Source organism: Chelatococcus caeni (assembly GCF_014196925.1).
GTDB lineage: Bacteria > Pseudomonadota > Alphaproteobacteria > Rhizobiales > Beijerinckiaceae > Chelatococcus_A > Chelatococcus_A caeni.
The window spans coordinates 1,317,861-1,342,551 of record NZ_JACIEN010000001.1 but is presented as its reverse complement, the minus strand read 5'-3'; the positions used below and the strand labels follow the sequence as shown (position 1 = coordinate 1,342,551).

Genomic DNA, 24,691 nt, shown 5'->3' with positions numbered 1-24,691 from the left:
CCACGTCCATCATCACGTCAGGGGGCCATGCGCTCGAACCTCTGCAACGAGGGATCGATCGTGTCCCAGGCAAGGCCGCGGATGCTGTAGGTGACCACCTGCGGCGTGAACTGGCCCGGGTCGTCCAGGCTCGCCGCGTGGACCGCGATGAGGTCCGGCATAGCCGGGAAGGTGAGATAGACCGGCGTTCCACAGGTCGGGCAGAAGGCGTGGATCTTTTCGTTCCCGCTGTCGCCCTTGACGCTCCAGCTTTTCGCCTCGCCCGTGACGGTCACCTCGGCTCGCCGGGGGAAGGTCAGGTAGGAGCCGTGGCCAGTGCCGCTCCGTTTCTGGCAGTCCCGGCACTGGCAATGGTTCTCGAAGATCGGCCGGCTGGCCGTCTCATAGCGGATCGCCCCGCAGGCGCATCCGCCGGTGTAGCGCTTCATCACGGCCCTCCCTGAAAAGCCCGCAGATCACCCGTGATCAGGCCGCCTTCGGCTTGGCGAAGACGTCGAGCCCGCGCCCGGTTTCGAGGAAGGATTTCAGGCTGGAGAGGACGACCGGCCAACCGCGCCTGATGCCCTTGTCCATGCCGCTGCCCGGCTCGAGCTCGTCATGGGTGACCGTCAGCCGGACCATGTTCTCGTATGTCTCGATCTCGAAGGTGACCCGGCTGTGGCTTGCCGGATCGGCCGCCTGCGAGGCATTCGCCCAGGTGATGACGAGGCGGGACGGCGGCGAGACCTCCATGACCTTGCCGACGAGCTCGACGGTCCGCTCGTCATTGGCGCGGATATGCTTCCATGTCGATCCGGCCTTCCAGTCGGAAACGTTCTCGTGGCCCCAGTAGCGCCGTGCGACCTCCGGTTTCGTGATGGCCTCGAACACCTTTTCCGGTGTCGAGAGAATGTAGGTCACGTAGATGAAGCTGGTCGTCTCCCTGGTCATTGCTATTCTCCTTCGAGCTCTTTCTTCAGGTCGTGCAGCAGGCTGAGCCGCTGGCGTTCGAATTTCCGGACCCACCGCTCGTAGACCTCGTGGAGCGGCACGGGATTGATGAAATGCAGCTTTTCCCGGCCGCGCCTGACCGTGCTCACCAGATTGGCCGCCTCCAATATGTCGAGGTGCTGCGTGGCGGATTGCCGGGCCATGTCCAGCTTTTCGCAGAGCTGCCCGAGCGTTTGCCCGTTCCTTTCGCAAAGAAGGTCCAGCAGCCTCCTGCGTGTCGGGTCCCCGAGCGCCTTGAAAACCTTGTCCGCGTCCATCCGCTTCACCCGTCCGTGAGAATGAAATATGCAGGTAAATACCTGCATGTCAAGCGGCGACCAGGACGCGACGGTTCGACATCCTGATGCTCGTCCGCATGGCCTCATGGCCGCGAGGCGGCGCTCAACCAAGTGTCAATGTTCGTCGCCCATAGTGCTTCATCCCGTGGCGTAATCTGCGACATTGGCCGGAAAAGCGAGTGGTGGGAAAAGACCATCTGATACCTGCGACCTATCGGAGCGGCGTCGTCGCCGCCGCCGTACTCGTGGTGGGGCTGGCTGCAACCTTCACGGCCCGCACGGTCACCGAGCGCATGATGGCCGCCGACATGCGCCAGCGTTTTGCGGCCGACGCCGCGGCCACTACGGATGCAATCGGACAGCGCCTGCGCGCACACGGGGAAGTGCTGGTCAGCATGCAGGGCCTCTATGCTTCCGTGGGCCGTGTGGACCGCGCCCAGTTCCGCCGCTACGTCGGTGTCCTCGATCTCGAGCGCCGCTATCCGGGCTTCCAGGCGCTGCAGGCCTTGCGCCATGTCGCGCCGGCCGACCTCGACGCCTTCCTTGCCGAGGTCCGTTCGGACACGAGCCTCGATCCACGCGGGCAGCCGGGCTTTCACGTTCACCCGGAGGGGCAGCGACAGGCCTATAACGTGGTGGAGCTGGTCGAGCCGCTGCAGGGCAACGAGAATTCCGTGGGCTTCGATGCCGGGGCCAACCCGTTGCAGCTCGATTCCCTGCGTCGCGCGGCTGAAAGCGGGCGTATCGTCGCGACGCCGCCGGTGAAGCTGGTGCAGGACACGACCGGCGGACAGGGCTTCATCCTGCGCGCGCCCATCTACCGCGTCGGTGAGCCCGTGCAGACGGTCGCCCAGCGGCATGCGGCCCTGCGCGGCTACGTCGCCGCGGTCTACCGGGTCAACGACCTGATGCGCGGCGTGCTCGATGCGCGGACCCTGCAGCAGATGCACATCCGCATCATCGATCGCGGCTACGCGCGGGCGACCGCCGAAGGCGTCATGACCGACGAACCGGAGGATCCGGCGGCGGTTGCGACCCTGATGTACGACAGCCTCGAGGCCAACCTCCGGCTCGTAACGCCCGTTGCCGTCTCGGCGCTTGGAATTTCGGCGGAGCGTGCCCTCGTCGTCGGCGAGCGGGTGTGGATGCTCCAGTTCGCCGCCCGGCCCGGCTCGACCTACGAAGTCGACCGGATGGCGCCCAATGTCGTCCTGGCCAGCGGCTCGATCATCAGTGCCTTGCTGGCGCTGCTCTCGCTCACCGTGATGCGCTCGCGCCGTCTGTCCGGCAGCCTCGAAACGCTCGACGCCGAGCAGCGCGCCCTCGTCGAGAACCCGCTCGCCGGCATTCTCTTCACCGACGGCAGACGCGTGCTGCGCGGCAACCGCCGGATCGCCGAACTGTGCGACGTGGACGCCGAGAAGCTGGCGGGGCTCGACATCGAGACGCTTCTCGTCGCGCCGCGTGACGTCGAGGCCTTCGAGGCCGCCCTCGGCAAGATCCGCGCCTCCGGGGCGGCGGGCGTCGAGCTCACCATGCGGCGCGCCGACGGCTCGACCTTTCCCGTCGACGCCTACGGACGGCCTCTCGTCGCCGGCGGTCGCAATGGCCGGGGCGACATCCTGTGGGTCATCCAGGACAAGACGGATGCGCTGCTCGTCGAGGCGGAGCGACGCGACCATGCCAGCAAGCTGCAGGATGCCAACGAGCGGCTGACCGCCTCCCTGCACGCCGCCGAAGCCCGCACGAAGGAGATCGCGCTGCTGACGGAGCTCAGCGGCGTTCTGCAATCCTGCCACAAGCTCGAAGAGGTGTTCGCCGCGGTGCGGAGCTATGCGAGCCGCCTCTTCCCGGACGAAGCCGGCGCGCTCTATGTCCTCAACGCGGCGCGGGATCTTGCGACGCGCGGTGCGTGCTGGGGCGAGCCCGTCGCGGACTGCGCCTCCTTCCACCCCGATCTGTGCTGGGCCCTGCGCCGCGGGCAGACCTTCCCGACCTCGGATGCAAGCCGGGGCCTTGTCTGCGCCCATATCACAGGCTGCTGCGAAACGCCGCCGGCCGGTTTCGTATGCCAGCCGCTCATCGCCCAGAACAACCTGCTCGGGCTGCTCTACCGCGAGCGCGGGGAGGCAGCGTGCAACGAGGCGGCCATGCAGCTCGCGACGATGCTGTCGGAGCAGGTTTCGCTCGCCATTGCCAATATCGAGCTGCGCGAGCAGCTGCGCAGCCAGGCGCTGCGGGATCCCCTCACCGGGCTGCACAACCGCCGCTTCCTCGAGGAGGCCCTGGTGCAGGAGATCGCCCGCTGCACACGCAGCGGCAAGCCGCTGTCGCTCGCCATTCTCGACATCGACCATTTCAAGCGCATCAACGACACCTGCAGCCACGAGGCGGGGGACGCGGTCCTGCGCGAGCTTGGCGAAATCCTGCGCAAGCAGGTGCGCAAGAGCGACATCGTCGGCCGGCTCGGAGGCGAGGAGTTTCTCCTCTTGCTGCCCGAGGTCGACCTCGAGACGGCGCTGAAGCGGATGACCAACCTGCTCGATGCCGTGCGCGGCATGAGCGTGACCTGGCAGGACGGCGTGCTGGACGACATCACGGCGTCCATCGGTGTCGCCGTCATGCCGCTGCATGTCGAGGACGGCGAGGGCCTTTTCGCCGCAGCGGATGCGGCGCTTTACCGGGCGAAGAGCCAGGGTCGCAACTGCATCGTCGTCAGCGACCAGGTTGCGGCGCCCCTCCTCGCCCCGCTCGAGGGTGCCGAGGCACGGCCGCCGTCCCGGTCAATCGCGTGACGACCGGCGCCGCCGGCGAACCGAAGATGAGAAGCCCGTTCGGATATTCGTGCGGCCCATGTCACGGATCACCCGCCCTGGGCGAGTGATCCGCCGGGGCCGACCTTCAGAAGCCTTGTCTGCGCACAGCCCCGGCTCGGCCGCTATCGGGCCCTGACGGGGCGGGGCTTCGGCTTCGGTGCTGCGATAAGCCCTTCACGGATGGCCTGCTTGCGCGCCAGCTTGCGACTGCGCCGGACGGCCTCGGCCTTTTCCCGTGCCCGCCGCTCGGAGGGTTTCTCGTAGGCCCTCCGCTTCTTCATCTCGCGGAAGATTCCTTCCCGCTGCATCTTCTTCTTGAGCGCCCTCAGGGCCTGGTCGACATTGTTGTCCCGTACCAAAATATGCAAAACGTCATCCAATTCGTTTCTGAGTTTCAGGTGACAGCCAAATCCCCACGTTACTGAGCGGCGACGAACAGCTGCTATTCCATCATTGGACGCGTGAACCTACCACATTTGAAAGCAGCTTGCCGAGGGGCATGCGCATATTTGCCGCGAACGGCCTGTTGATCGCGCAATGCACGGTTCTTTCCCGGCGGCCCGTGGTCGGGCCGCGAGGCCTGTGCAGGGCGGGGCCGTTCGCGATGTCATCTCGCGAATGGCTTGCCGTGACGCGCCGCTGTGCCCGTCGCTCAGGCGCGGTTCATGAACGGCTCGCCCTGCGCCAGACGGCGGATATTGTCGGCGATCGTCTGCATGCGGCGGCGGATGGTGCCCGTCGTCCAACCGGACATATGGGGTGTCATCACGATGTTGCCGAGGTCCTGGAAAGCCAGGTGGCCCGGGGCGGGCCCGGGCTCTTCCGCGGTCGGGTAGCGATACCAGGTGTCGATGATCGCGCCGCCGATCCTGCGGCTGTCCAGCGCCTCGTAGAGGGCGGCCTCATCGATCACCGGACCGCGACCGACATTCACGATCAGCGCATCGGGACGCATGGCGGCCAGGGCCGCGCGGCCGACGAGGCCTGCGGTTTCCGGCAGGAGCGGAAGCGACACCACGATCACGTCCGCTGAGGCCATGAAGGCGGCGAGATCGTTGAGACGATAGGCTTTGTCAACCAGGGGGCCGGCCGCGACAGGGCTGCGATTGGCGACGCTCACGCGCATGCCGAAGGCCTTGGCGCGCTCTGCGATGGCCTTGCCGATGTGCCCAAAGCCGAGAAGCCCGATGGTGCTGCCGCCGAGTTCGGTGCGCAGCCCCGTCGGCCGCCCGGCCCAATAGGACCAGTCGCCCTGACGCAGCCGCCTGTCCGCCTCAGGAATGGGCACGTGGCGCAGGAGGAGCGCGGTCATCACATATTCGGCGATCGCGTGCTCGTGGCCGAAGCAGTTGCACAGCGCGGCGCCGGCCGGCAGCAATGAACGGTCGATCATGTCCGTGCCGGCCGACGGCGCATGATAGAGCCGCAGGCGCTCCGGCCGCGGCATGGAGGCGTCGAGGCGGATGCCGACGATGACGTCGGCTGTGCGGAAATGGTCGCGCTCGCCCTCCCCGGCAAGCGCATCGGACAGCTCGACGATATCGTGGGCACCCGCCAGCATCGCCTCGAAGCCGTCGCGGAAATTGCGGGCGTTGTCCCCGTGGAAGACGATCTTCATCCGGTTACTTTCTGCTGGATTGTCAAAAGTCGTCGCCGAAACGGATCTGCACCTTCATCGCACGGCTGCGGTCGGAGGCATGGGCGAAGGCGGCGCCCGCTTCCTCGACCGGGAAGGTCGCCGTCAGCAGCGGGGAGAGATCGACGCTCCCCTGCGAGACGAGCCTGGCGGCGAGATCGAACTCGCTGTCGAAGCGGAAACTGCCGCGCAGCAAGAGCTCCTTGGCGACGATCGCATTCATCGGCAGCGGAACGTCGCCGCCGAGGCCGACCGTCACGATGGTGCCGCCGGGGCGCGCGACCTCGATGGCCCCCGCAATGGCTTGCGGATTGCCGGAACACTCGAAGACGACATCGACCTGGCCCTTGTCGGCGGCGAGATCCGCGAGTTCCGCCGTGCCGGCGGAGACGTCGACGAGCCGGCCCGCCCCGACTTCGCCGGCGATGGCGAGGGCCGCCGGCGCGATGTCGGTCGCGACGATCTCAGCCGCCGCGGCACGCCGTGCGGCGATGATCACGAGGCAGCCGATCGGTCCGCAGCCGGACACGAGAACCCGCCTGCCGGCGAGGTCCCCGGCCTGCGCCACCGCATGCAGCGCCACCGCGAACGGCTCGCACATGGCGGCGAGCGCGATGTCGACGCCCGCGGCCATCTTCACGGCCTGCCCCTCCGGCACCACCATCTCCTCGCGGAAGGCGCCCTGCACGTGGGGAAAGCGCATGGCGCTGCCGTAGAAGCGCATGTCGAGGCACTGGTTGCGAAGGCCCATCCGGCAATAGCGGCAATGGCTACAGGGGGCGCTCGGGTTGACGGCGACCTTGTCGCCCGGAGCGACGCGGGTCACCCCCGCCCCGACCGCCGCGATCGTCCCGGCCACCTCGTGGCCGAGCACCATCGGCTCCTTCAGGCGCACCGTGCCGAAGCCGCCGTGGTGAAAATAATGCAGGTCCGAGCCGCAAATGCCGCCGGCCGCGATCCGCACGAGGACGTCGTGCGGGCCGAGCGGCGCCGTCGGGACAGCTTCGAGACGCAGGTCGTGCGGGGCGTGGATGACGAGGGCGCGCATGGCTTGCCTTTCCGCCGGCTCACAGGACGGCGAGCATACCGCCGTCGACGTAGATGATCTGGCCGTTGACATAGTCCGAGGCCGGTGAGGCGAGGAAGACGGCGGCACCGATCAGCTCCTCCGGCCGGCCCCAGCGACGGGCCGGCGTGCGGCTCTTGACCCAGGCGTCGAAGTCGCGGTTTTCGATCAGCGCCTGGTTCATGTCGGTGAGCATGTAGCCGGGACCGATGGCATTGGCCTGGATGCCGTGTTCGGCCCATTCCGCGGCCATCGAGCGCGTCAGGAGCTTGATGCCGCCCTTCGCCGCCGTGTAGGGCGCCACGGTGGCGCGAGCGACCTCGCTGGTGAGCGAGCCGATGTTGATGACCTTGCCGCCCCCGCCGCGCGCGATCATGCGCCGCGCTGCCGCACGACCCACCAGGAAGGCGCTGGTGAGGTTGGTCTCGATCACCCGCCGCCAGTCCGCGACGTCGAGCTCCACCATGGGCTTGCGGAACTGGATGCCGGCGTTGTTGACGAGGATGTCGATGGCGACGCCTTCGTCATCAAGCGTTTTGAAAGCCGCCGCGACCGCGGCGTCGTCGGTGACGTCGAAGGCGAGCGCCCTCGTCGAATGGCCGGCGCCCGCGAGCTCGGCCGCCGCCCGTTCGGTGCGGCCGGCGTCGGTGCCGTTGAGGACGACGGCGGCGCCCGCTTCCGCAAGGCCGCGTGCGATGGCGAAGCCGAGGCCGCGCGAGGAGCCGGTGACGAGCGCGGTGCGGCCGGCGAGGCTGAAGAGCTGTGTCGACATGTCGGGATCTTCCTCAGAGCGTGCTGCGGCGCACGGTCAGGTCGGGCCGCTCGAACACCTCGGGCCGCAGCTCGAGGCCGAGCCCCTCCCCTTCCATTGGATAGACGTAGCCGTTCTCGATCCGCGGCACGGCGGTGACGAGCTCGTTGTACCAGCCCCGATAGAAGGCGCGAACCGATTCCTGGATCAGCGTGTTCGGCTGGCTGAAGGAGGCGTGGACGGCGGCGGCGAAGCCGACGGGGCCGATGCAGTCGTGCGGCGCGAACGGCCGGTGGTAGGTCTCCGCCATGGCGGCGATCTTGCGCCCCTCCGTCAGGCCACCCGTCCAGCACAGGTCGACCATCACCACATGGGCGGCATCCCTGTCGAGATACTCCTTGTACGACCAGCGCGAGCCGAGCGTCTCGGATGCACAGACCCATACGTCCGTCGAACGGGCGTATTCGGCGAGCGCCTGCGGCGAATTCATGCGGATCGGATCCTCGAACCAGGTCGGCTTGTAGGGTTCGAGCGCACGGGCGATCTTGAGCGCGGTCGGCAGATTCCACAGCGAGTGGAACTCGACCATGATGTCCATCCTGTCGCCGACGGCCTTGCGGATCTTCTCGAAGGGCTCGAGCGCCGCCTTCATCTGCGCGGCGCTGATGTCGAGGCCGCCCGTCTCCTGCGCCGCCGGGTCGAAGGGCCAGATCTTCATGGCCGTGATGCCCTCGGCGAGCAGGCTCTCGGCGAGCACGTCGGCCCGGTTCATGAAGGCGTCGAGATCCTCGTAGGGTCCTTCCGCATCGCCCAGGCTCCAGTTGGAGACGGGGCGGATGTTCGTCGAGCGGACATATCGGTAGCCGGCGCAGGTGTTGTAGACGCGCAGCTTGTCGCGCGTGAGGCCGCCGAGCATCTGGTGCACGGGCTGGCCGCAAACCTTGCCGAAGAGATCCCACAGGGCGATGTCGAGCGCCGAGGCCGCGCGGTACTCCGTGCCGGTCGAGGACTGCGCCATGGGCAGATTGACCATCTCCCGGTTGAGCGCCTCGATGTGCAGCGGATTGCGCCCCAAGAGGCGCTGGGCCAGCGTGTCGTGGATATGGGCTTCCACGGCACCGGCGCCGTAGAAGGTCTCGCCGAGGCCGATGATGCCGGCGTCCGTGCCGACGCGCACCCACAGGACGTTGGAGAACTCCTGCGTCCGCAAGGTTTCGATGCTGGTGATCTTCATGGAGAGGTCCGTTGTTGCCGGCTCCGGCGGCGAGGTCAGCCCGTGACCCGCGGCAGCCAGAGCGCGATGTCGGGGAAGGCGAGGAGAAGGCCGAGGACGGCGAGCTGGATCAGCATGAACGGCCACAGCGAGGCGAAGATCTGCTGCAGCGTGATGTGTGGCGGGGTCACGCTCTTCAGATAGAAGGCGGCCGGGCCGAACGGAGGCGACAGGAAGGAGACCTGCATCGTCACCGAGAAGAGGACGCCGAACCAGATCGGGTCGTAGCCGAGGGTGGTGATGATCGGCACGAAGATCGGCATGCACAGCAGCAGGATGCCGATCCAGTCCATGAAGCAGCCGAGGAAGATGAAGATCGCCATCATCACGAGGACGGTCACGAGCGGCGAGATGTTCAGGCCCGCGATGAAATCCGTGACGAAGCGCTGGCCGCCGGACAGGTTGTAGACGGCGATGAGGACGGCTGCGCCGAAGGTGACCCAGAGAATGATGCCGCAGGCCCGCAGGGTCTGGATCAGCGACTGGCTCAGCATCTGCATCGTGAATTCGCCGCGCACCGCGACGATGGCGAGCGTGATGGCGACTGCGATGCCCGCCGCCTCCGTGACCGAGGTGACGCCGCCGTAGATGCAGCCGAACACCGTGATGATGAGCACCGCGGCCGGCACGAGGCCGGAGGCGACCTTGCGCCAGTCGAGCGGGGCGACGGTGACGCTTGCCGTATCCGGCGCGGCGGCGGGATCGAGCCGGCATTTCACGACCACGTAGATGAGATAGAGGCTCGCCAGCATCACGCCGGGCATCACGGACGCGATGAACAGCTTCTGGACCGAGACGTCGGCGGCGAGGCCGTAGACGATCAGCACGATCGAGGGCGGGATCATGGTGCCGAGCGAGCCGCCGGCGCAGACGACGCCGATGGCGAGCTTCTGGTCGTACTTCAGGCGCAGCATCTGCGGCAGGGCGACGAGGCCGAGCAGCACGATCTCGCCGCCGATGATGCCGCTCATGGCGGCGAGGATCACGGAGATGAGCAGCGTGATGATGGCAACCCCGCCGCGCAGCCGGCCGAAGATGCTGTTCAGCGCATCATAGAGGTCGCGGGCGAGGCGCGAGCGCTCGAGCAGCGATGCCATCAGGATGAACATCGGCACCGACACGAGGACATATTCGGTGGCGAGGCCGTAGATGGTCTTGTGCGCGATGGCGATGGCGGGCGTGCCGAACTTGGCGAGCCCGATGAGAATGGCGAGCGCGCCGGCGGCGAAGGACAACGGCACGCCGATCGCCATGAGGGCGAAGACGCCGAAAAGGAGGATGAACGAGATCAGCTCGACGGACATGGGCGATCCCGGCCGGCTAGAGCGTGCCGGCGTCGGCGCTGTCCGACGGACGGCGACCGCGCCAGAAGTTGCGGACGGCGAGCAGCACCATCAGCGCGGCGACGACGACGATGAGCGGCTTGACGACGGCGGGAATGGGCGGGTTCCAGGCGGTTCCGAACCGCTCCCACGTCACGAGCGAGCGCCAGGAGCTGGGAAAGCCGAACCAGGCGACGCTGCCGCAGAACACGACGACGCAGGCGAGGTTGACGAAGTCGAACACCCGCCGCAGCCAGTGCGGGGCGAGGTCGTAGAAGATGGTGATCCTCAGATGCTCGTCGCGGCTCATGACGTAGAGCCCGGCGCACAGGAAGGCGATCGAGGCGACGAAGAGCGTCAGCTCGTTGGCCCAGATCGTCGGCGCGCTGAGGAAGTAGCGCGCCACGATCTCGTAGGCGGTGGCGGCGACGATCACCATGAAGAGCCAGGCCGGCCAGACGAGCGGGCCGCGGTCGTTCATGTGGTCGCGATGGTCGGGATCGGTCGACATCGCTGCGCAGGTTCCCTGGGGACGCAAGGGCAGGTGCCGGCACCACTACGGCCGGCACCTGATCGGCGGACGGCGCCCGCTCAGGCGATGATGCCGAGCTGCTTCATGTAGGCGACATGGCTGTCGAAGGTTTTCTTGGCCATCGGGCTGCGGCCGGCCCAGTCGAGCCAGACCTCCTGCGCGACCTTGCGGAACTGCGCCCGGTCCTCGCTCGACCAGTCGTACAGGGAGACGCCGGCCTCCCGGAGCTCGGCGGCCGCCTTCTGGTCGGCGATGGTCGAGCGCGTCGGCACCTCGATCGCGATCTGGTCCACCGCCGCCTCGAAGATCCGCTGCTGGTCCTCCGGCAGCGCCTTCCACTTCTCGAGGTTCACGCACACGTGCTCGATGGGCATCGAATGGAAGCCGGGATAGGTGGCGTGCTTGCCGACGTCATAGAGGCCGAGGCCCTTGTTGACCGCGAGGGTCGAGGCATCCGCGCCCGAGACGGCGCCGGTGCTCATCGCGGTGAAGACCTCGCCGAAGGGCATCACGACGGGGCCGGATCCGAGCTTGGTGAAGATCTCCGATTCCATGCCCGGCGGGGAGCGGAACTTCCAGCCCTTGAGGTCCTCGATGCCTCTCAGCGGCTTGGTGGAGCCGAGGGACTCGGGCGTCGCGACGAAGATGCCGATGAGATGCATGCCGAACTTGGGATAGAGCTCGTCCGCAAGCTCCCGCCCGCCGCCGTGCTTGAACCAGCCAAGGATCTGGTAGGGATCCTCGTAGCCGCCCATCACGTCGCCGAAGAACTGGAAGGCCGGGTCCTTGCCCGTGATGTAGCCCGCCCCCGTCGCATCGCCGTCGATGATGCCGATGGACGAGGATTCGAACGCCTCCGAGGCCTTCACGATCGAGCTGTTGGTGTGCATCTCGACGACGAGGCTGCCTGCCGACATTTCCTTGATGCGCTCGGCCATGCGCAGAAGGGCTGCGCCCTGCAGCGACGTGGGCGCATGGTGCGTCTGGAAGCGCAGGGTCGTTGCCGACTGGGCAAGGGCAGGACGGGCGACAGCGGCTCCCGCGATGGCGGCGGAGAACCCGGCAAGAGCTGTGCGGCGGCTGAACATTCGGCTCACTCCCTGGGAAACTGGCCGGCTGCGGCAGCGCGGCCAGCGTTATTGGTCATTTGACATTTCGTGAAATATCACTGCATTTCTGCATATGCAAGCCTATATGAAGCATGCTGGCGCCTGGGCCGGCACATCAGAACGGGCGGAAGGGTTGCCCGACGATACCTCGACGGGACCCGAGAGCCGGGTGGATGGTGGACGGAATGGATGCTGCGCAAGTGATCGAGAGTGACGGCTCGGGCCGCCAGGCGAGCCTCGCCGAGATCGCCTACGACCGTATCGAGGACCTGATCGTGCACCGCATCCTCAAGCCGGGGGCGGACGTGCGCATGCAGGAGCTACAGGTCCAGATCGGCATCGGCCGCACGCCCGTGCACCAGGCGGTCCGGCGCCTCGCGGCCGAGACGCTCATCCAGATCCGCCCCCGTGACGGCCTCAGGATCAGCCCGATCGACCTGACGCGCGATCGGCGGCTGCTGCAGCTGCGGCGCGACATGGACCGGTTCGTCGTCCGCCTCGCAGCCATGAATGCGAGCGGCAACACCCGCAACCAGATGCTGCACATCGCCCATCAGCTGCGCAGCCGCCGTGCGGAAATGGAGCTGGAGGAGTTCAACACCTACGACAGGCTGCTCGACCGCACCCTGATGGATGCGGCGGAAGAACCGTTTCTCGACCGCACGTTGCGGCCGTTGCACACCGTGTCCCGGCGCATCGGCGGATTGCATTTCGCGGAGATCGGCGGACCCGAGGCTCTTCTCACGACGATCGACCGGCACCTCGACCTCGTCGAGCCGGTCCTTCGGCGGGATGTCGACGCGGCCCTCGCCGCTTCGGACCGCCTGATCGACTTCGCCGACAGCATGTTCGACGAACTCGAAGCCAAGGTCGACCCGGCCCTGCTCGACGTGCAGCTCGGCACCTTCGGCAAGTCGCGATAAGAGGCCCCCTCCCCCGCCCAGTCGCCGCCATCGGATCGGCGTGACCAGCCTGGCATGCCCGCGCCGAGCGCGGGCATGCCACAGGCAAAGCCCCTCGATGAAACGGGGCGGCAGCGTGTCCTACTGTTCGATCGTCTTGTTCCAGCGGCTGTTCCACTCCGGCCGCTTGGCGTTGATCACGTCCCAGTCGAGCGTCACGGCGGTCTTCATGTAGCCGTGGAAGGTCTCGAGCTTCTTCTCCGCCTCCGGCGTGCGCGCCTTCGCCTTGGGGTTCGACGGCACGATATTGCCGGCGGCGAGCGCGTTCGACTGGGCCTCGGCGGACAAAAGATAGGCGGCGAGCTTCTGGGCGAGCTCAGGCTCCGAATTGCCGGCGATGACGCATTCGGCCACCATCAGCACCACCGAGCCTTCCTTCGGCTGGGCGTATTCGACGGGGATACCCTTGTCCTTCAGCGTCGCGACCGAGGTCGGCGTCAGCGGGAAGATGGCGGCTTCGCCCGTCTGCACCATTTCCGAGATCTTGGACGAGTTCGGGATGAATTCGATGACGTTCTTGCCAATGGTGTCGCGGAACTTCTCGAAGCCGGGCTCGACGTTGTCCTCGCTGCCGCCCTGGATGCGGTTGAACATCAGGAAGGCGTGCAGGCCGAAGGACGAGGCGGCGGCGGACTGGAAGACGACCTTGCCCTGAAACTTCGGGTCGGCGAGGTCCATCCACGAGGTCGGCGCCGCCCAGCCGTTCTCGTCGAACAGCTTCTTGTTGTAGGCAAGGCCCGTCATGCCGAGGTCGACGCCCGCCGCCATGTCGCCCTTGAGCCGCGCGTTGGGCAGGATCTCGTCGAGCTCCGGGCTCGGCTTCAGCTTCTCGCACAGCCCCGCTCCGACGGCACGCACCATGACGCCGTCGTCGAGGAACATGACATGCATCTGCGGCTTGTCCTTGGCAGCCGTCGCCTTGGCGAGGATGTCGGACGAGGTGCCCGGCACGACGACGATCTTGACGTCGTTGGCCTTCTCGAAATCCGGGAAGACGGCCTGGGTATAGGTGCGCTCGAAATTGCCGCCGTTCATGCCGACGTAGAGCGTCTTCGTCTCGGCCGACACGGCGGTGGCGTAGCCGAGGGCGAGGGCCGCGGCCCCGGCCAAGAGGATGGTGCGGTTCGTCATCACTGTCAGGCTCCCCTTCTTTGCGGCTCTTGCTCCTCACCCGCACCCGAGCCGAGGGTGGTGCGGTCGGTCGATGCGCCCGCCGCAAAGCGGGCGATGGAAAAGGCCTCGATCGGCGTCGTGGTCCGGCCGTCGCGGACGAGCTCCGCCAGCACCTGGCCGACGCCCGGCGCGATCTGGAAGCCGGCGCCGGAGAAGCCGAAGGCGTGGATGAGGCCGGGCGTCGTTAGGCTCGGGCCGATGACCGGATTCCTGTCCGGCATCTCGGCCTCGGTGCCGCTCCAGAAGCGGATGGCCTGGGCCTTCGCAAGGCCGGGAAAGAGCGCGGCGGCACGGCTCATGATGGCGAGCGCACCGTCCGAACGGGGGCGCGAGAAGTCCGCATCCGCCAGCGCCTCGGCCCGCTCGCCGCCGACGATGCAGTTGCCGCGCTCCACCTGCCGGGCGTAGATGCCGCCCCCCTCCATGCCGATGTTGACGGTGAGCACCGGCGCGAGCGGCTCCGTCACCACCATGGAGGGATAGATGCGCCGGAGCGGCACCGGCTCTCCGAAGCTGGCCGCGAAACGATCGGCCCAGGCGCCGGCGCTGTTGATGACGGTGCCGGCCGTGAGCTTCAGCCCCTCCCCCGCCTCCAGCGCAAAGCCCGCGCCATTGCGGGCAACGCCCGTGACGGGCGCGTTCTCGAGGACGTGGACGCCGGCGCGGCGGGCGGCGGCGGCAAAGCCGGTCGCCACGAGGCGCGGATTGGCATGACCGTCCCCCGCGCAGAAGGAGCCGCCGACCGCGTCGCCGAGCCACGGAAAGCGCCGGTGCAGCTCGTTGTGGCCGAGAAGTTCGAGGTCGAGGCCGCAGTCGGCGACCTTTGCCGCGTAAGCCTCCAGCGACGCCATGTCGGCCTCGCTCATCGCGAGCTTGAGATGGCCCGAGCGCAGAAACTCCCCGTCGATGCCGATGAGGGCCTTGAGCCGCGGCCAGACGGCATGGGCACGCTGGGACAGGGGCAACTGCTCGGGCGGCCGGCCCTGCCGGCGCACGCCGCCGTAGTTGACCCCGCTCGCCTGCGCGCCGCAATAGCGCCGGTCGAGCAGCGCCACGCGCATGCCCATCTGGCTGAGGGCCAGCGCCGCCGAGCTGCCGACGAGCCCGCCGCCGATCACGGCGACATCGACGTGAAGGCGTGGGCTCATTCCGCGGCCTCCCGCGGCATCAGCGTGAGCGGCACCGGCTTGACCGGCGGCTGGCTTCTGAGCCGCCCGACGGCCTCGACGCCGCGTCCCGTCTCGACAGCGAGAAGTTCGGCCGCCGCCGCGCCGCAGAAGCGGCCCTGGCAGCGGCCCATGCCGATGCGGCTGACGGCCTTGAGGCGGTTGATCTCGTCGAGCGAAAAGTCGTGCACCGCGTTGCGCAGGGCACGGGCGCTCACCTCCTCGCAGCGGCAGACGACGGTTTCGTCCTTCACGCGCGCCGCCCATTGGGCGGGAAAGGGGAAGGCAGCCTCCAGCACGTCGCGGAAACGGCCAATCCGGGCGAGCTTTCGTTCCAGGTCCGCCGCCCGCTCCGGCGCATGCGGCAGGCCGCGGTCCTCGAGGAGCGCCAGCGCCGCCCGCTCGCCGGCGAGCTCCGCCGCATCCGCCCCGGCAATGCCGGCGCCGTCGCCGGCGATATAGACGCCGCGGACACTGGTGCGGCTGGACGAGTCCCGTTGCGGCAGGAAGGCCCGGTCGCGCTGGTTGAAGGCGAAGGCGCACCCGGCAAGATCGGCGAGCTGCGTCTCAGAGCGGAGCGACAGGCCATAGCCGACGCCGTCGCAGAAGAGGTGCCGCTCCCGCCTGCCCTCGCGCCAGCGCACGCCGGCGACCCTGCCCTCGCCCTCCAAGGCGAGATCGCAGATGCCATGGCGCAGCAACACGCCATTGAGCCGCAGTTCGGCGGCAAAGCGCATGCCGCGCAGGACGATGTCGGGTGCGAGCGCCAGCCCGCGCAGCAGGTGGCGCTTGGCCGCGAACGGCGCGGCGTCGAGCACCGCGGCCACCTTGACGCCCGCCTTCAAGTACTGCCAGGCGACGAGATAGAGCAGCGGCCCGGAGCCGGCGAAGACGACGCGCTGGCCGATGGCGCAGCCCTGTGCCTTCAAGGCGACCTGCGCCCCGCCGAGGGTGAAGACACCGGGTAGCGTCCAGCCTGGCACGGGCAGCACGCGGTCGCTCGCGCCCGTGGCGAGGATGAGCCCATCATAGGCGACCGCGCGGCTCTCGCCGGCGACGGCGATATCGGCGCGGCCGTCGCGCAGGTTCCAGACGAGCGCGCGGGGCCAGTGATCGATGCGGTCCGCCAGAGCGGCGAAGGCGCCGTGCAGGCGCTGCGCCTTGCCGGCTTCCGACCCGTAGAGCGCGCGCGCATCGCGTTCGTCCTTCACGAGCGGACGGCGATAGATCTGGCCGCCGCAGGCAGGCGCCTCGTCGACGACGAGCGGGCGAAGGCCCGCCCTCACGAGCGTCTCGGCGGCGCGCACGCCGGCGGGGCCGGCACCGACGACGAGCGGCTGCGGGCGGCTCATGCGGCGGCTCCCGTCACGACGGACATGCCGGCCGCGAGCGGCGTGGTGCAGGCACGTACGCGCTCGCCGTCCGCCAGCGTTACCCAGCAATCCTGGCAGGCGCCCATCTGGCAGAAGCCGGCCCGCGGTGCGCCGGAGAAGTCGCTGACGCGCACCTTGTCGACATGGGTCAGGATGGCGGTGAGCAGGGTGTCGCCCTCGCGGCCCTCGCAGGGCACGCCGTCGAGCAGGAACCGGACCGGCGCATGGTCGCTGCGGGCGATGCGGTGAAAGAGGGACATGCCGCGCCTCACTTCTCGCCGACGAGGATCTTGTCGAGACCGAAGACGCGGTCGAGCGCCAGCATGGCGAGGGCGGTGAGCGCGATCATCAGCGCCGAGACCGCGGCCATCATCGGGTCGATGGATTCGGTGGCGTACATGTACATGCGCACCGGCAGGGTCACGGTGGCGGGCGAGGTCACGAAGATCGACATCGTCAGTTCGTCGAAGCTGTTGATGAAGGCGATGAGCCAGCCGCCGCTGATGCCGGGCAGGATCATCGGCGCGGTGACGCGCCGGAAGACCGTGAAGCGCGAGGCGCCCAGCGTCATCGCCGCCTGCTCGGCGCTGCGGTCGAGCCCCGACAGCGCCGCGAGCACGAGGCGCAGCACGTAGGGCGTGACGATGATGACGTGGCTCAGCACCAGCCAGGCGAAGGAGCCGGTGGCGCCGATGAGGGCGAAGAGCCTCAGGAAAGCGACGCCGAGCACGAGGTGCGGGATGATGAGCGGCGAGAGAAAAAGCCCGTTGAGCGCATCGCGGCCGGGAAAGCGGTAGCGGTCGATGGCGAGGCCCGCCGGCACCGCGATCGCGACGGAGATGCTGGCGGCAATCGTGGCGAGCCACAGCGAGTTGCCGAAGGCGGTGACGAAATCGGGATGCTCGAACACGGCCCGGAACCAGCGTAGCGAGAACGCGGTGGTCGGCATCGTCAGCGTGTTCTCGGGCGTAAACGCCACGAGGCAGATGACGACGAGCGGCGCCAGGACGAAGGCGACGACGAGGGCGTGAAAGAGGAGCGCGACGGGGCCGTTCTTCTGCATGGCCTCACCCGAGCATGCGGCGGGCACGCGCTTCGACGGCCCTGTTGTAGGCGAGCATGATGACGAGGTTGGCAACGAGCACGAGGATGGCGATGGCGGCACCCAGCGGCCAGTTGAGCTCGTGCATGTATTCGTCATAAACGAGCGTCGCCGCCATCTTGAGCCGCCGTCCGCCGAGCAGGCCCGGAATGGCGAAGGCGCTCGCCGACAGCCCGAAGACGATGAGGCTGCCGGAGAGAAGTCCCATGGACACCTGCGGCATGACCACGCGGCGCAGGGCGGAGAAGCGAGAGGCTCCGAGCGTCCAGGCCGCGGCCTCGATCATGGGGTCGAGCTTCTGCAGCGCCGTCCACACGGGGATGACCATGAACGGCAGCATGACGTGGACGAGGGCGATGACGATCGCCGTCTCGGTATAGAGCAGCCGCACCGGGCCGAGGCCGATGGCGTGGAGCGCCGCGTTCACGAGGCCGGTGGAGCCGAGCAGCATGCTCCAGCCGAAAGCCCGCACGACGACCGACACGAGCAGCGGCCCGATGATGACGAGCAGGAAGACGGAGCGCCACGGGCTCCGCATGCGCGAGAGGATGTAGGCCTCCGGTGCGCCGATGAGGGCGCAGATCAGCGTCGTCAGCGCCGCAAGGCGCAGCGTGCGCCAGAAGATGCCGAGATAGTAGCTGTCGGACAGCACGTGCACGTAATGCGCCAGCGTCCAGCTGTCCTTGATGCCGGTCGCGTGATCATAGGCGAGGAAGGACAGGATCAGCGTCAGCACGAGCGGGACGATGACGAGCCCGGCGAACAGCACCGCGCCGGGCGACGCGAGCATCAAGGGCGTGGCGACCGACCGGCTCATGCGGCGGCCCCGGCGTCGGCTTCGACGCGCAGGCTGGCCGGCGCCCAGTCGAGACCGACCGGCTCGCCCTCGCGCGCCGGCTCCTCACCCGTGTTCGGCACCGACACCAGGATGTCTCCGGCCTCGGTCCCGACCGTGAGGAGCCAGTGCCCGCCGAGGAAGAAGCGGCTCGCCACCCGCCCGGCGAGGCGTCCCTCGCCCATAGGGCGCAGGTGGAGCTTCTCGGGGCGGATCGAGGCCGTCACCGCCGCCCCGGCGGCGACGTCGGCCGGCGCGCTCGCCAGCACCGTGCCGGCGACCGCCACGCCGCCGTCGCGCCAGACCCCGGCAAGCCGGTTCATCTTGCCGACGAAGGTCGAGATGAAGGCCGTCGCCGGCTGCTCATAGAGGCGATAGGGCGCGTCGATCTGCGTCATGCGCCCGGCTTCCATCACCACGACGCGGTCGCTGATGGACAAGGCCTCGGCCTGATCGTGCGTCACCATGATGGTGGTGGTGCCGACGCTGCGCTGGATGCGCCGCAGCTCGAACTGCATTTCCTCGCGCAGCTTGGCGTCAAGGTTGGACAAGGGCTCGTCGAGCAGCAGCACGGGCGGGGCGATGACGAGGGCGCGCGCGATGGCGACGCGCTGGCGCTGGCCGCCGGAGAGCTGGCGCGGATAGCGCTCCGCCAGATTGGCGAGGTGGACGAGCGCGAGCATCTCGGCGACGCGCCTGTCGCGCTCGGCGCGCGGCACCTTGCGCATCTCGAGGCCGAAGGCGACGTTCTCGGCCACCGTCATGTGCGGAAAGAGCGCATAGCTCTGGAAGACGACACCGAGGCCACGACGGTTCGGCTTCTCGCGGGTGATGTCGCGCCCGTCGAGGCCAATGCGCCCGCCGGTCGGCTCCACCAGCCCGGCGATCATCTGCAGGGTCGTCGTCTTGCCGCAGCCGGAGGGGCCGAGCAGCGAGACGAATTCGCCCCTGGCCACCGCCAGATCGACATCGCGCACGGCGGCGAGCCCGCCGTAGACCTTGCTCACTCCTTCGAGCGTCAGGAAACCCATGCCCCGCCCTGCCCTGCCTCACACCTTCGAACTGCTGCAAGGAGGCGGCATGAGGCAGATCCGGGTCAATGACAAATTTCATTCATATGAATTTATGTTGACATAATTCTGATATGTGAAATTTCTGTCGTTTATATCCTTCGCTTGTTTCAGGTGGCGAATGACGGAAGAAGCGCCGACCACCTCCAGCCTCCGCCGCGCGCTTGGCCTGCTGCGCATCGTCGCCACCAGCGATGCCGACGGGATGCGGCTGAAGGACATCGCCGAGGCGGCCCGTTGCAGCCAGCCGACGGCGCACCGGGCGCTGCAGGACCTGATGGCGGAGGGCTTCGTCGAGCAGGTGGCAGGCGGCAAGCGCTATCGCCTGTCGCTCGACTTCTTCGTGCTGGCGGCCAAGGCCGGACAGGCCAGCGGCATCCGCGACCTCGCCCGGCCGGTGCTGCTGCGCCTCGCCGCCACCTTGAGCGACACGATCTTCCTCCTGGTGCGGCACGGCTATGATGCCGTCTGCCTCGACCGCGTCGAGGGGCCCTTCCCCATCCGCTCCTTCACCGGCGATATCGGCGGGCGGGTGCCGCTCGGCCTCGGCCAGGGCAGCCTCGCCATTCTCGCCCACCTGCCGGAGGCGGAGCAGGAGGAGGTCATCCGCTTCAACGTCCCGCGCCTTCTCGACCGCGGCTTTCTCGACGAGGCGGGGCTCAGGACGGCGCTCGCCGAGGCGCGGCGCCAGGGCTGGGTCAACCTCAACACCGGCCTCATCCCCGGCATGGCGGGCGTCGGCGTGCCGGTCATCGACGCCCAGGGCCGGCCCGTGGCGGCGCTCAGCGTCGGCACGCTCGCCGAGCGGCTCGGGCCGCAGCGCCTGCCGAGCGTGGTGCACATCCTGCAGGCGGAGGCGGCCACGCTGGCCGCCGGCCTCAACCCGTTCGACGTGTCACTGCGCTATCCGTCGCGCAGCCTGAGCAATGTCGAGGCGTGAAGGACGGTGGCCATCCCGCACATCGACGATCCATCGTCCCGGATGGAAGGCCCTTCATCGACGGCTGACCGCGTTCGTTGTAGACAGACGAGCCGTTGGATCTGAAGGAGACACGGCATGGACCGGTTCACCGGCGGTTGCCTGTGCGGCAATGTCCGACTTGTGGCATCGGGGCGCCCCTACCGAGTGGGCCTTTGCCACTGCCTCGACTGCCGCAAGCATCATGGGGCGCTTTTCCAAGCGTCCGCCATATTCCCTCAGGATGCCGTGACGATCGACGGCGAAACGCGGGACTATGCCGGGCGGTTCTTCTGCCCCCGCTGCGGCTCGTCCGTTTTCGCGCGCACCGGCGATGAAGTCGAAGTGAATCTAGGCGCACTCGATACCCCCGACCAGCTGACGCCGACCTACGAAAGCTGGATCATCCGCCGCGAGGCATGGCTGCCCCCGTTTCCGCTCACGAGACGATATGAGCGCGACCGGGACAACACGGGTCGCTTCGAGGAGTAGCCAAGGGGCTCATCTACCGTGCCTGCGCCGCCTGCTCCCACTCGGTTCGATAGGATGCAAACCCGGCCGGCAGCGAGCCGGGCGCGACGACGGCTTCGGGCACGGGTGGCGTCATCGGCGCGCCTGTCGCCAGCAGGGCCGCACCGACGCTGGTGCCCGTCGCCCCCGCCATCGGCATGACGGGACGGCCCGCCGCGTCGGCCAGCGCCTCGCAGAAGAGCCGGTTGCGGGCGAACGGCCCTTCCACGATGACCGGCCCGGCGGCACCGGTCAGATCGAGGCAGGTCTTCGTCATCATGGCCGTGTACAGCGAGGCCGCCACATGGGCCTCGTCCGCGTCGAGACCCTGCAGGGCGTCGGCGAGCCGGGCGGTCGCCCGTGGGAACGGCCCGCAGCCGGCCACCACCCCGGGCATGACGAGGATGGGCGCGCCGATGACGCGCGCCAGGGCGGCGGACGTCCCCTGCCCGCTTCCGCCGGTCAGGATCTCGAATTCGCGCCCGCCCATGAAACGGGCGGAGGGCACGGCGCGGCCGAATGCATCGACATTGGCCAGCGTGTCGCGCGCCGGATCGAGCCGGGCGAGATCGCCGCCGACGGCGAAGGTCACGACCCAGGTTCCCGTCGAGACGACCGCGAACGGCGGCTCGTGGCTGAGATGCGGCAGCAGCGAGGCGTTGGAATCGTGGATGCCGCAATGGACCGGCACCGGCCGATCGAGGCCGATGTGGCGCGCGATGTCGGCCGCAACCGAGCCGAGGACGTCCGACGGGCGCCGCACGGGCGCGAGCCGGCCGGCGATGCCGAGCCGCTCGACGAGTGACGAGAAGCGGCCTTCGTGCGGCCGCCACAGGTCCGTGTGGCAGCCGAGCGAGGTGACGTCGCAGGCGGCGACGCCCGTCAGCCGCCAGCCCCAGTATTGCGGCCAGGTGACGATGGTGCGCGCCCGTGCGAAGGCCTCGGGAAAGGCGGTCTTGAGAAAATGGAGCTGGGCGCCGAGGTTGAGGCCGCCCGGCAGGCGGGGCGAGAAGGTTTCGGCAAACGGCGGCCGGATCGCGTCATAGGCCGCGTCGATGTCGGCCGGATAGCGATGTTCGTAGTCGAGCACCGGCAGCGCCAGGCCTTCGTCGGTCAGCAGCGCGCCGCATGCCCCATGAGCGGTCACCGAGATCGCCTCGAAGCCGAAGGCGCCGTGGAGGTCCCGCAGCGCTTCGAGAAAGAAGGCGAAGATGCCATCGACATCGAAATGGGGATAAGGCCCCTCCGTCAGCACCCGGTTGGGCCGGGTGCGCGCCGCCAGTTCACGGCCGGTCGCCGTGTCGACCACGACCGCCTTGACGTTCGTCTTGCCGACGTCGAGCACCGCAACCTGCATGGGTCAGGCCATGTGAAAGACGGTGACGAGCGGCTTCGCCACTGGCGAATGGTCGGCATTCGTCGCCATGATGTCGGCCATGTGGGCCCACCAGCGCTGCATGACGGGATGGCCCGGCAGATCGTCCATGCCGTGGCCCTCCCGCCGCCACAGCACGCCGAAGAGGATGTTCGTCTCCGGGTCGAGGTGGATGGAATAGTCCTCGATGCCCGCTTCCTTCAGCAGCGCCACGAGCTCCGGCCAGATGGCGTCGTGCCGGCGGCGGTATTCCGCCTCCATGCCCGGGTTGAGCTGCATCTTGAAGGCGAATTTCTCTTTTCCGGTCATGACGAGGCCCTGAGACGGCGGACGACGATGGGCAGCGCGATCACGAGGATGAGCAGGAGGCCCGTGAAGATCGACATGACGATGCCGGGCACGTTGAGCAGCCCGAGGCCGAAGGTGACGAGCCCCATGACGACGGCCGCGAGCACGACGCCGCCGATGCTGCCGGAGCCGCCGAGGATGCTGACGCCGCCGAGCACCGTCATGGTGATAATCTCGAGCTCCCAGCCTGCCGCGATCGAATGGCGCGTCGAGCCGAGGCGCGAGGTAAGGCACACGGCCGCGACCCCGCTCATGAGGCCCGTCAGGAGGAAGAGAACGAACTTGGTGCGCCTGACCGGGATGCCCGAGAACTCGGCGGCGAAGGCGTTGTTGCCGATGGCGTAGATGCGCCGGCCGAAGGCGGTCATGTGCAGCAGCACGCCGAAGAGGATCGCGAAGACGAGAAAGGCGACCATCTCGAAGGTCACCACCTCGAAGCCGGGCCATGACGGCCACCACGAGAGATCGGACATGTAGCCCTGGCCGAACCAGGCGAAGTCGGCCGGATAGCCGCCGTAGGCCTTGTCGCCCAGCACGATCTGCGCAATGCCGCGGAAGAGGCTCATGGTGCCGATGGTGACGACGATCGACGGCAGGCCGATGCGCGCCACGAGCAGGCCGTTGAAGGCCCCGCACAGGAGCCCGGCGCCGAGCCCGATGCCCACGAGCGCCGGCGCGCCGAAGCCCATCTGCGCCGCCGCTCCCATGGCGGTCGAGGCGAGCGCGATGATGGCGGCAACCGACAGGTCGATCTCGCCGGAGATGATGAGCAGCGTCATGGCGAAGGCGATCATCGCCTTCTCGGTGAAGTTGTAGGTGGCGTCCGACAGGTTCCACGGATCGAGGAAATGCGGCGAGGCCAGCGAATTGGCGAAGAAGATCGCGATGGCCACGGCCGCCAGCAGGCTCTCCCAGCTGCCGAGGAGGCGCGCCGCGGGTGTCGACAGCTTGTCTGGGATGCGGCGCACGGTTGGCTTGTCGAGAGGCATGGTGCTCATGCGGCGGCTCCCTCCGCTGCGGCAGGCGCGGGACTGCGGGCCGCATCGCGCAGGATGAGCCGTCCCTTGCGCCGCTCCTGCCGGGCGTTGAAGAGCACGGCGATGATGATGACGAGGCCGGAGATGGCCATCTGCCAGAAGGGCGAGATGTCGATCACCGGCAGTGCGTTCTTGATGACGCCGAGGAAGAGCGCCCCGAGCACCGCCCCGGCCACGGAGCCGATGCCCCCGAGCGTCGAGATGCCGCCGATGACGCAGGCCGCCACCGTGTCGAGCTCGAAGCCGGCGGCGATGTCGACATAGGCAACGGCGTAGCGCGCCACCCAGAGATAGCCGCAGAGCCCGGCGAGCGTCCCCGACAGGACGAAGGCGAAGAAGCGCGTGCGCCCCACGTCGATGCCGGCATAGAGCGCCGCCGTCGGGTTGCCGCCCGAGGCGTAGAGCGCCCGGCCGAAGCCCGTGCGCATGAAGATGACGGCGATGACGGCGATGACGAGCAGCGCCGTCCAGCCGTTGAGCGGCAGGCCGAGGAGCGGAATGCGCGGCGTGTCGAGAAAGGCGCTCGTCATCTGCGTCTGGTTGACCCACGCCCCGCCGGAGAGGACGAAGGCAAGGCCGCGATAGATGGTGAGCGTGCCGAGCGTGGCGACGATCGGGGGAATGCCGATGATCCACACCATGAAGCCGTTGACGGCGCCGAGCACGGCGCCGATCGCCATCGCCGCCCCGATCAGCAGCGGCAGCGGGATGCCGGGATAGGCGGCGTTCAGCATCGCCACCGCCATGCCGGTGAAGGCGAGATTGGCCGCGACCGAGAGGTCGATCGACTTCGTCAGGATCACCGCCATCTGGCCGAGCGCCAGGATGATGAGGATCGAGGTGTCGTTGAAGATGCCGGCGAGGTTTCTCGGTGTTGCGAATCCGGGTGCGCGCAGGCTGAAGGCCGCGATGAGGGCGAGGATGATCGCCCCCAGCAGGAGCTCCCGGTATTTCAGGATGCGGCTCATCATCATGCCGTGCCTTTGCTCCTTTTCCGTAGCCGGCAGCC

Annotated in this window: 26 protein-coding genes; 4 read left to right on the top strand and 22 right to left on the bottom strand. The window is 68.3% G+C overall.

What is annotated here, in order from left to right:
- Positions 1–17 precede the first annotated feature (17 nt).
- Genes GGR16_RS06400 through GGR16_RS06390 form a run of 3 tightly spaced genes read right to left on the bottom strand, consistent with a single transcriptional unit; the run spans position 18 to position 1,247 of the window.
- Positions 18–428: a GFA family protein gene (locus GGR16_RS06400; protein WP_019404790.1), complete on the bottom strand. Its 411-nt coding sequence runs from the start codon at positions 426–428 to the stop codon at positions 18–20.
- A 37-nt stretch (positions 429–465) separates the two neighbouring features.
- Complete coding sequence (locus GGR16_RS06395; RefSeq protein ID WP_183316036.1) at positions 466–930, bottom strand: SRPBCC family protein; 465 nt, start codon at positions 928–930, stop codon at positions 466–468.
- A 2-nt stretch (positions 931–932) separates the two neighbouring features.
- Positions 933–1,247 carry an ArsR/SmtB family transcription factor gene (locus tag GGR16_RS06390; protein WP_183316035.1) on the bottom strand — a complete coding sequence of 105 codons (315 nt, stop codon included), beginning with the start codon at positions 1,245–1,247 and terminating at the stop codon, positions 933–935.
- Between the two features lie 200 nt (positions 1,248–1,447).
- Here GGR16_RS06390 and GGR16_RS06385 point away from each other — a divergent pair, with 200 nt between their 5' ends.
- Entirely contained in the window at positions 1,448–4,063 is a 2,616-nt protein-coding gene (locus GGR16_RS06385; RefSeq protein WP_183316034.1) for a diguanylate cyclase, read from the top strand.
- 143 nt (positions 4,064–4,206) lie between these two features.
- Here GGR16_RS06385 and rpsU read toward each other — a convergent pair whose 3' ends face one another.
- From rpsU to GGR16_RS06345, 8 genes are all read right to left on the bottom strand, one after another.
- Positions 4,207–4,452 (bottom strand): 30S ribosomal protein S21, encoded by a 246-nt coding sequence (rpsU, locus tag GGR16_RS06380; protein WP_183316359.1) that lies wholly within the window; start codon positions 4,450–4,452, stop codon positions 4,207–4,209.
- A gap of 284 nt (positions 4,453–4,736) precedes the next feature.
- Positions 4,737–5,702 carry a 2-hydroxyacid dehydrogenase gene (locus GGR16_RS06375; RefSeq protein ID WP_183316033.1) on the bottom strand — a complete coding sequence of 322 codons (966 nt, stop codon included), beginning with the start codon at positions 5,700–5,702 and terminating at the stop codon, positions 4,737–4,739.
- A 22-nt stretch (positions 5,703–5,724) separates the two neighbouring features.
- The gene (locus tag GGR16_RS06370; RefSeq protein ID WP_183316032.1) at positions 5,725–6,768 is read right to left on the bottom strand and encodes an L-idonate 5-dehydrogenase; all 1,044 of its coding nucleotides are present in this window, start codon (positions 6,766–6,768) and stop codon (positions 5,725–5,727) included.
- Between the two features lie 19 nt (positions 6,769–6,787).
- Positions 6,788–7,558, bottom strand: a complete 771-nt coding sequence (locus GGR16_RS06365) for an SDR family oxidoreductase (protein ID WP_183316031.1) — start codon at positions 7,556–7,558, stop codon at positions 6,788–6,790.
- Positions 7,559–7,571: 13 nt separating this feature from the next.
- Positions 7,572–8,771: a mandelate racemase/muconate lactonizing enzyme family protein gene (locus tag GGR16_RS06360; RefSeq protein ID WP_019404798.1), complete on the bottom strand. Its 1,200-nt coding sequence runs from the start codon at positions 8,769–8,771 to the stop codon at positions 7,572–7,574.
- A gap of 35 nt (positions 8,772–8,806) precedes the next feature.
- Positions 8,807–10,114, bottom strand: coding sequence for a TRAP transporter large permease (locus GGR16_RS06355; RefSeq protein ID WP_183316030.1), 1,308 nt, complete (start codon positions 10,112–10,114; stop codon positions 8,807–8,809).
- Positions 10,115–10,130: 16 nt separating this feature from the next.
- A complete protein-coding gene (locus GGR16_RS06350; protein WP_183316029.1) occupies positions 10,131–10,643 on the bottom strand; it encodes a TRAP transporter small permease subunit in 513 nt (170 codons plus the stop codon).
- Positions 10,644–10,723: 80 nt separating this feature from the next.
- Positions 10,724–11,752, bottom strand: coding sequence for a TRAP transporter substrate-binding protein (locus GGR16_RS06345; protein ID WP_019404801.1), 1,029 nt, complete (start codon positions 11,750–11,752; stop codon positions 10,724–10,726).
- 206 nt (positions 11,753–11,958) lie between these two features.
- Between GGR16_RS06345 and GGR16_RS06340 the strand changes: the two genes are divergently transcribed.
- Positions 11,959–12,696, top strand: a complete 738-nt coding sequence (locus GGR16_RS06340) for a GntR family transcriptional regulator (RefSeq protein WP_019404802.1) — start codon at positions 11,959–11,961, stop codon at positions 12,694–12,696.
- A 120-nt stretch (positions 12,697–12,816) separates the two neighbouring features.
- Here GGR16_RS06340 and GGR16_RS06335 read toward each other — a convergent pair whose 3' ends face one another.
- Genes GGR16_RS06335 through GGR16_RS06305 form a run of 7 tightly spaced genes read right to left on the bottom strand, consistent with a single transcriptional unit; the run spans position 12,817 to position 19,415 of the window.
- The gene (locus GGR16_RS06335) at positions 12,817–13,866 is read right to left on the bottom strand and encodes an ABC transporter substrate-binding protein (protein ID WP_183316028.1); all 1,050 of its coding nucleotides are present in this window, start codon (positions 13,864–13,866) and stop codon (positions 12,817–12,819) included.
- Positions 13,867–13,871: 5 nt separating this feature from the next.
- Positions 13,872–15,056, bottom strand: coding sequence for an NAD(P)/FAD-dependent oxidoreductase (locus GGR16_RS06330; protein WP_183316027.1), 1,185 nt, complete (start codon positions 15,054–15,056; stop codon positions 13,872–13,874).
- Complete coding sequence (locus GGR16_RS06325) at positions 15,053–16,426, bottom strand: FAD/NAD(P)-dependent oxidoreductase (protein ID WP_183316026.1); 1,374 nt, start codon at positions 16,424–16,426, stop codon at positions 15,053–15,055. Before GGR16_RS06325 ends, GGR16_RS06330 begins: the two co-directional genes overlap by 4 nt.
- On the bottom strand, positions 16,423–16,707 hold the full coding sequence (locus GGR16_RS06320; protein ID WP_183316025.1) for a (2Fe-2S)-binding protein: 285 nt from the start codon (positions 16,705–16,707) through the stop codon (positions 16,423–16,425). The genes GGR16_RS06325 and GGR16_RS06320 overlap by 4 nt, the downstream gene beginning before the upstream one ends.
- Positions 16,708–16,715: 8 nt before the next feature.
- The gene (locus tag GGR16_RS06315; protein ID WP_055458179.1) at positions 16,716–17,510 is read right to left on the bottom strand and encodes an ABC transporter permease; all 795 of its coding nucleotides are present in this window, start codon (positions 17,508–17,510) and stop codon (positions 16,716–16,718) included.
- A gap of 4 nt (positions 17,511–17,514) precedes the next feature.
- Entirely contained in the window at positions 17,515–18,366 is an 852-nt protein-coding gene (locus GGR16_RS06310; protein ID WP_183316024.1) for an ABC transporter permease, read from the bottom strand.
- Positions 18,363–19,415 carry an ABC transporter ATP-binding protein gene (locus GGR16_RS06305; protein WP_019404809.1) on the bottom strand — a complete coding sequence of 351 codons (1,053 nt, stop codon included), beginning with the start codon at positions 19,413–19,415 and terminating at the stop codon, positions 18,363–18,365. Before GGR16_RS06305 ends, GGR16_RS06310 begins: the two co-directional genes overlap by 4 nt.
- A gap of 160 nt (positions 19,416–19,575) precedes the next feature.
- On the opposite strand from GGR16_RS06305, the gene GGR16_RS06300 reads away from it, so the two are divergent.
- Both GGR16_RS06300 and GGR16_RS06295 read left to right on the top strand, forming a co-directional pair.
- Positions 19,576–20,394, top strand: a complete 819-nt coding sequence (locus GGR16_RS06300) for an IclR family transcriptional regulator (RefSeq protein WP_183316023.1) — start codon at positions 19,576–19,578, stop codon at positions 20,392–20,394.
- A 117-nt stretch (positions 20,395–20,511) separates the two neighbouring features.
- Positions 20,512–20,904, top strand: a complete 393-nt coding sequence (locus GGR16_RS06295) for a GFA family protein (RefSeq protein ID WP_183316022.1) — start codon at positions 20,512–20,514, stop codon at positions 20,902–20,904.
- Between the two features lie 13 nt (positions 20,905–20,917).
- Here GGR16_RS06295 and GGR16_RS06290 read toward each other — a convergent pair whose 3' ends face one another.
- From GGR16_RS06290 to GGR16_RS06275, 4 genes are read right to left on the bottom strand one after another with little or no spacing between them, the layout of a single operon-like run.
- On the bottom strand, positions 20,918–22,279 hold the full coding sequence (locus GGR16_RS06290) for an FGGY-family carbohydrate kinase (protein WP_183316021.1): 1,362 nt from the start codon (positions 22,277–22,279) through the stop codon (positions 20,918–20,920).
- Positions 22,280–22,282: 3 nt separating this feature from the next.
- Positions 22,283–22,606 (bottom strand): L-rhamnose mutarotase, encoded by a 324-nt coding sequence (gene rhaM / locus GGR16_RS06285; protein ID WP_019404813.1) that lies wholly within the window; start codon positions 22,604–22,606, stop codon positions 22,283–22,285.
- Complete coding sequence (locus GGR16_RS06280) at positions 22,603–23,643, bottom strand: ABC transporter permease (protein ID WP_183316020.1); 1,041 nt, start codon at positions 23,641–23,643, stop codon at positions 22,603–22,605. The genes rhaM and GGR16_RS06280 overlap by 4 nt, the downstream gene beginning before the upstream one ends.
- Complete coding sequence (locus tag GGR16_RS06275) at positions 23,640–24,650, bottom strand: ABC transporter permease (RefSeq protein WP_183316358.1); 1,011 nt, start codon at positions 24,648–24,650, stop codon at positions 23,640–23,642. The genes GGR16_RS06280 and GGR16_RS06275 overlap by 4 nt, the downstream gene beginning before the upstream one ends.
- Positions 24,651–24,691 lie beyond the last annotated feature (41 nt).

Excerpts from the sequence above, each read along its gene's own strand:
- GGR16_RS06300 (WP_183316023.1), top strand. The coding sequence starts at position 19,576 with ATGACGGAAGAAGCGCCGACCACCTCCAGCCTCCGCCGCGCGCTTGGC.
- GGR16_RS06375 (WP_183316033.1), bottom strand. The coding sequence starts at position 5,702 with ATGAAGATCGTCTTCCACGGGGACAACGCCCGCAATTTCCGCGACGGC.
- GGR16_RS06350 (WP_183316029.1), bottom strand. The coding sequence starts at position 10,643 with ATGTCGACCGATCCCGACCATCGCGACCACATGAACGACCGCGGCCCG.
- GGR16_RS06345 (WP_019404801.1), bottom strand. The coding sequence starts at position 11,752 with ATGTTCAGCCGCCGCACAGCTCTTGCCGGGTTCTCCGCCGCCATCGCG.
- GGR16_RS06340 (WP_019404802.1), top strand. The coding sequence starts at position 11,959 with ATGGATGCTGCGCAAGTGATCGAGAGTGACGGCTCGGGCCGCCAGGCG.
- GGR16_RS06305 (WP_019404809.1), bottom strand. The coding sequence starts at position 19,415 with ATGGGTTTCCTGACGCTCGAAGGAGTGAGCAAGGTCTACGGCGGGCTC.
- GGR16_RS06365 (WP_183316031.1), bottom strand. The coding sequence starts at position 7,558 with ATGTCGACACAGCTCTTCAGCCTCGCCGGCCGCACCGCGCTCGTCACC.
- GGR16_RS06360 (WP_019404798.1), bottom strand. The coding sequence starts at position 8,771 with ATGAAGATCACCAGCATCGAAACCTTGCGGACGCAGGAGTTCTCCAAC.
- GGR16_RS06290 (WP_183316021.1), bottom strand. The coding sequence starts at position 22,279 with ATGCAGGTTGCGGTGCTCGACGTCGGCAAGACGAACGTCAAGGCGGTC.
- GGR16_RS06330 (WP_183316027.1), bottom strand. The coding sequence starts at position 15,056 with ATGAGCCCACGCCTTCACGTCGATGTCGCCGTGATCGGCGGCGGGCTC.
- GGR16_RS06355 (WP_183316030.1), bottom strand. The coding sequence starts at position 10,114 with ATGTCCGTCGAGCTGATCTCGTTCATCCTCCTTTTCGGCGTCTTCGCC.
- GGR16_RS06295 (WP_183316022.1), top strand. The coding sequence starts at position 20,512 with ATGGACCGGTTCACCGGCGGTTGCCTGTGCGGCAATGTCCGACTTGTG.
- rhaM (WP_019404813.1), bottom strand. The coding sequence starts at position 22,606 with ATGACCGGAAAAGAGAAATTCGCCTTCAAGATGCAGCTCAACCCGGGC.
- GGR16_RS06310 (WP_183316024.1), bottom strand. The coding sequence starts at position 18,366 with ATGAGCCGGTCGGTCGCCACGCCCTTGATGCTCGCGTCGCCCGGCGCG.
- GGR16_RS06320 (WP_183316025.1), bottom strand. The coding sequence starts at position 16,707 with ATGTCCCTCTTTCACCGCATCGCCCGCAGCGACCATGCGCCGGTCCGG.
- GGR16_RS06390 (WP_183316035.1), bottom strand. The coding sequence starts at position 1,247 with ATGGACGCGGACAAGGTTTTCAAGGCGCTCGGGGACCCGACACGCAGG.
- GGR16_RS06315 (WP_055458179.1), bottom strand. The coding sequence starts at position 17,510 with ATGCAGAAGAACGGCCCCGTCGCGCTCCTCTTTCACGCCCTCGTCGTC.
- GGR16_RS06370 (WP_183316032.1), bottom strand. The coding sequence starts at position 6,768 with ATGCGCGCCCTCGTCATCCACGCCCCGCACGACCTGCGTCTCGAAGCT.
- GGR16_RS06325 (WP_183316026.1), bottom strand. The coding sequence starts at position 16,426 with ATGAGCCGCCCGCAGCCGCTCGTCGTCGGTGCCGGCCCCGCCGGCGTG.
- GGR16_RS06275 (WP_183316358.1), bottom strand. The coding sequence starts at position 24,650 with ATGAGCCGCATCCTGAAATACCGGGAGCTCCTGCTGGGGGCGATCATC.
- GGR16_RS06335 (WP_183316028.1), bottom strand. The coding sequence starts at position 13,866 with ATGACGAACCGCACCATCCTCTTGGCCGGGGCCGCGGCCCTCGCCCTC.
- GGR16_RS06400 (WP_019404790.1), bottom strand. The coding sequence starts at position 428 with ATGAAGCGCTACACCGGCGGATGCGCCTGCGGGGCGATCCGCTATGAG.
- GGR16_RS06395 (WP_183316036.1), bottom strand. The coding sequence starts at position 930 with ATGACCAGGGAGACGACCAGCTTCATCTACGTGACCTACATTCTCTCG.
- GGR16_RS06280 (WP_183316020.1), bottom strand. The coding sequence starts at position 23,643 with ATGAGCACCATGCCTCTCGACAAGCCAACCGTGCGCCGCATCCCAGAC.